5 protein-coding genes are annotated in these 4,458 nt (G+C 45.5%); 2 read left to right on the top strand and 3 right to left on the bottom strand.

What is annotated here, in order from left to right:
• Positions 1-771: 771 nt before the first annotated feature.
• Entirely contained in the window at positions 772-2,046 is a 1,275-nt protein-coding gene (locus F8N00_RS16435) for an alkaline ceramidase (protein ID WP_421018595.1), read from the bottom strand.
• Between the two features lie 76 nt (positions 2,047-2,122).
• On the opposite strand from F8N00_RS16435, the gene F8N00_RS16430 reads away from it, so the two are divergent.
• Positions 2,123-2,374 carry a hypothetical protein gene (locus F8N00_RS16430; RefSeq protein WP_370448369.1) on the top strand — a complete coding sequence of 84 codons (252 nt, stop codon included), beginning with the start codon at positions 2,123-2,125 and terminating at the stop codon, positions 2,372-2,374.
• Here F8N00_RS16430 and F8N00_RS16425 read toward each other — a convergent pair.
• Positions 2,366-3,247 (bottom strand): LysR family transcriptional regulator, encoded by an 882-nt coding sequence (locus F8N00_RS16425; RefSeq protein WP_075642229.1) that lies wholly within the window; start codon positions 3,245-3,247, stop codon positions 2,366-2,368. The genes F8N00_RS16430 and F8N00_RS16425 overlap by 9 nt on opposite strands.
• 129 nt (positions 3,248-3,376) lie before the next feature.
• On the opposite strand from F8N00_RS16425, the gene F8N00_RS16420 reads away from it, so the two are divergent.
• Complete coding sequence (locus F8N00_RS16420; protein WP_421018594.1) at positions 3,377-3,955, top strand: LysE family transporter; 579 nt, start codon at positions 3,377-3,379, stop codon at positions 3,953-3,955.
• 24 nt (positions 3,956-3,979) lie between these two features.
• Here F8N00_RS16420 and F8N00_RS16415 read toward each other — a convergent pair.
• Positions 3,980-4,458, bottom strand: a 479-nt coding sequence (locus tag F8N00_RS16415) for a TetR/AcrR family transcriptional regulator (RefSeq protein WP_421018593.1), incomplete at its 5' end; no start/stop codon positions are given.

Here is a 4,458-nt window from a genome sequence, read left to right as displayed (position 1 = left end):
CAGGTTGGACGATGTCTCGTACGTTACTGTTATCCCCTAGATATGTACCTTGTTGATCAAATACATCGGTTTGTGTTGCCGCTGTTCCGCAACCTCCGAGTATCAACATGCCGCTTACTAGAGCAATGGCGCCGATTCTTTTTCTCATCATACCTTCTCCTTTTAGTAGACCGATTATACCTAATAAACGTAATCATTTTTTAAAAGTTTCAAATTGAAGGAAATCAGCGTTTTAGGGTATTCGATGATCTTTGTTTTGAGGAGAGTAAACTGTACAAAGTACCATCACCTACAGCAATTAAAACTTTAATAAAATTAACCGAGTGAACCCTTCAAAAGCGTACCTTTTTATCTTTTGAGACAAAGTTGCTACCGGAATCCAATCAATCGTATATCCGATGATGAAGGATAAAAGCAAACTGAGGAATAAATAAGTAATGATGGCACTAAAAATAAATCTTTTAATAATCATGATATCCCTCTCTTTTTCAAAATGTAAAAAACAACTAATGATTCATATAATAAGTAAATCATTTAAAAAATATATAAAACAACAAGTCATTTCCCTATATAATGTTAATTACTATGTTACTCTATTATTATTCGAAAGTTCGAAAATCCAGCTATACATATTCACGGAGGTCTTTGATGCTACAACTGTCTAACTTACTTATTCTACTTTTCTTATTCGTCTTACTGACATGCGGAATCGTTTTCGCTTTATTTTGGATCATCAAAAAAATCAAATCGTAACTACGACAACCCGGTCTCTCAGATAAGAGAAACCGGGTTGTTGTTCGTTTCATAGAGTTGTCGGATACGATGCACGATGTCGTTTGCCGTTTCCGGTACAGGTGGCATCCATAGACCCGTCACAGGACCGTAGACGACGGGATTGATTGCCACCTCGTACCCACCATACGGATGTTCTTCCGCTGTCGGCAAATAACCAATATAACCGTTCGTATAGCCTCCGAAAAAGGCGAGTTCCGTTTGACGCATCTGTTGAATCTGTAGCGCTGTCTCACAGAACGGCTCCATCGGGATGCCTGAGAACGAACCATCATTTAGTTCAAACAATTGAACTTCGACCGGGATGGTGAGTGTTGTTCCCGATTGCTCTTGAACGTACGCCAACCAGCGCGCTGCGCTGACGCCCCATGTCTGTTCAGCGTAAGTTGCCATGTCTTGCAATACGTCCGCAACCGGTATTTCTGTTAAGCGCATCGGATAAATCATCGACTGAATCCGGTGGTGCGTTAACGGTTGAAACGACACGTCTGGAATCGTCGTCAAGACGTGTCCACTTAAAGCAAACGCCATCTTCTGTAGACTTGCTAGGTCACCACGATATTTCGCATTGACGTTTCCCGTCGCCCCTTGGACGATCACGACTGGACAGCCGAGTGCCTGTTCGAGGATCGTTCGAGCGACGCCCGGGTAATCACCGGATAAGACGACACTGTCTGATTTCAAGACGTTCGGATGCGCTGTACAGAAAACGAAGGCTCCGATGAGACACGCATCATCGGCACGGCGAACCAACAGCGTCCCGATTCGATCATCCGTCACCCCAAGCGGATCCATTCCCATCACCGCGTGACCATTCCTTTTCTCCCGTCGGTTGACGCCAATTTTTCCAGACTTCACACCCCAACCCATCTCGACCGACTGCATCGCTTCGCTTGCTTTGACGGCAGATACGATCGCTTGTTGCGTCAAGATCGTTTTGTAGGCGACGGTCAACGGTTCAGTTCCCGCTGTCGCTGGTCCCGAATGCGTATGCGTGTAGACAACCGTGATCTGTTTCTTCGACACGTCTAGCTGGTCTGCGATACCTTCACGGATGGTATCGGTATCTGCAACGAGCAAACCGATGTTATCGATGCTGACGAAAACCGATGTCGTCTGCTCACTTTCAAAGATGCTCGCTGTGACATATAGCGGATCGTGTATGCTTGCGACACCGACTTCTCGGTGATAACCGATGAAGGCGGCACCGAGCGGTGGATTGATTACTTCTCGATGCATTCCAAAACGACTCATGTCTGACGTTCCCCCTTGAATAACACATTACTTCTTCCATATACTAACATTAACTATAGCAAAGGAGGAGATGCAGATGTCGATTCGTTGGAAGGAAGAGATGCTTCAGTTCGAGACATACCGTGAAGCCGAAGTCTGGGCGGATTCGATCACGAACGAGATCCATGGTCGGTCAATCACCGGTTATTGCACTCCTGACTTTAAAGTCGCGACGATTCTTGCATTTTATTTAGCGGAAAACCCAGACTATCGCGTACGGTCGGCAACGGTTCACCTCGATGAAAAGATTTATTATCAAGTCTGGGTCGAGATACTCGATTCACTTTGACTTCGTGAATTGGTCCAGGACGATTTCCTGAAACGCGCGTGTCACGGGTGAGCCCCACTTCGACTGTTTCGTAAGCAGATGGGCATACATCGGTTCGAATGTCTCATCATGATGAATAACTTTCAACGTACCAGACTCCACTTCATCCGCTACCGTCACATACGGTAACACAGCAAAACCAAGCCCGTTCATCGCCATCTTCTTGATCGCCCCGATACTCCACAATTCTTGTGTCTGAAACGAGATGTCTTGGTTTCTGACGCACGCCTCAAACATCGATCGGTAACTGCATCCTTCTTCATTCGTCAGAAAGACGTATGCGTCCACGGAAGATCGAATCGCGTCAAAATGATCCGGCATCGTCGGATGACCAATGATGACGATCTTCTCTTCTGTCAAAACATCATGCGTACAACGTTCAGCGGAAAACATTGGATACAGCATCAAGGCGACATCGACCCGTCCATGTAAGAGTTCGTCTTGATTTTCCTTACAAGTTCCATTCGATAAGATGATGTTGACATTCGGATATGCTGTCATGAACGTCTGTAAGACGGAACCAAGACGAGAGATCGTCAGTGACTCTGGCGCAGCGACCTTCAAGACGCCTTCAAAGGGATCCTGTTGTTGAATCGACTTGATTTTCTCGTGTGTCGCTAGTAAATCTTCAGCAAGCGGGATGATTTCCTGACCTAGCGGTGTAAGCTGAAGCGTACGATTGGAATAGAAAAACAAAGCATCGCCTACTTCTTGTTCGAGCAGTTGCATATGGGACGTAATCGTCGATTGCGTATAGCCGAGGTCACTCGCAGCTGCCGTATAACTCCTCGTCTCAATAATCTTCAAGAAGCTGATCAAATGGCGAATTTCCATTTCAAGACTCTCCTTTCATCGTCCATCGAAAAAAATGATGGAATGATTTTTTATTTCAATTTTATTTATCGATCTTGACATCTTACACTAGAATTCAAGTATTCGATAGAATGAAAAAGGAGTTTTCTCATGAATGTTGTTGCTTTTTTATCTTATGTCATCATTACGTCCATTACACCTGGACCAAGTAATCTGTTAGTCATGCATGAATCGAGCCACTTCGGTTTTCGTGGTGCTTGGCGATTTAATACCGGAATCTTACTAGGGTTCATGATACTCGGGTTGATCAGCGCATTAGGGACGACAGTATTACAAGCGACCTTACCTATGATCGAACCGATTCTACAGTGGCTCGGTGCCGCATATCTCGTCTACCTTGCCTATAAGATTGGTTTCCCGAAGCAGACAGCAAGTCATGTCGATACCGTGCCAGCGACATTTTTATCCGGTCTGTTGTTCCAACTCATCAACGTCAAAAGTATCCTCTTTTTCTTGACCGCTTTATCGACGTTCATTCTGCCGCATAGCACGTCTACTGTAGAAATCGTTCAATACACGTCGTATGCCATCATTCTCGGTTGGATTGCCTTATTGCTTTGGGCAGGAAGTGGCTCCCTGTTTCGTTCGTTATTTCAAAGATACGATGTCGCGTTTCGCGTCATTATGTGTGGTTTACTCCTTTATTCAGCTGTGACGATTTTTCAGTGAGATGCCGAAAAAGGACAACACACCTCAGTTGCGAGGCATGTTGTCCTTTGTTAATGCAATCATCGCTTCAACCGCCGCGTCCATCCGGTCTTGTAAACCAATCTTATTCAAAACGACGAGTCCTTCCGTGAAGACGAACAACAACGCAGTCTGCTGTTCGACATCTTCCCCCTCTGCCGGCACATAAATCTGTTTAATCCAATCGTCGAATGACTCCCCGATCGTCCGCGTGATTGACGTATACGGCTCCCCCTGACTCGTTGCGAGATGGGTGATTTCAAACCAAAGATTCAAATATGGCTTGATTCGTGGCTCATCGATCGCTTGTCGCAGAAAACGGACGAATGCCGTGAACTCGAGTTTTAGATCCGGTTGCTGTAGTAAATCAATTAATTCTTGGCTGATCGCGGTCAACACCGCGGTTTCGATATCTTGTTTATCCTTGAAATAATGCATCAGCATCCGGTCACTCGTCCCGGCAGCGGCCGCCATCTTCTTCAGAC

This window comes from Exiguobacterium sp. A1_3_1, assembly GCF_048985645.1.
Lineage (GTDB): Bacteria > Bacillota > Bacilli > Exiguobacteriales > Exiguobacteriaceae > Exiguobacterium_A > Exiguobacterium_A indicum.
Note: the sequence above shows the minus strand (reverse complement) of the source record. Positions and strands in the feature narration are given on the sequence as shown.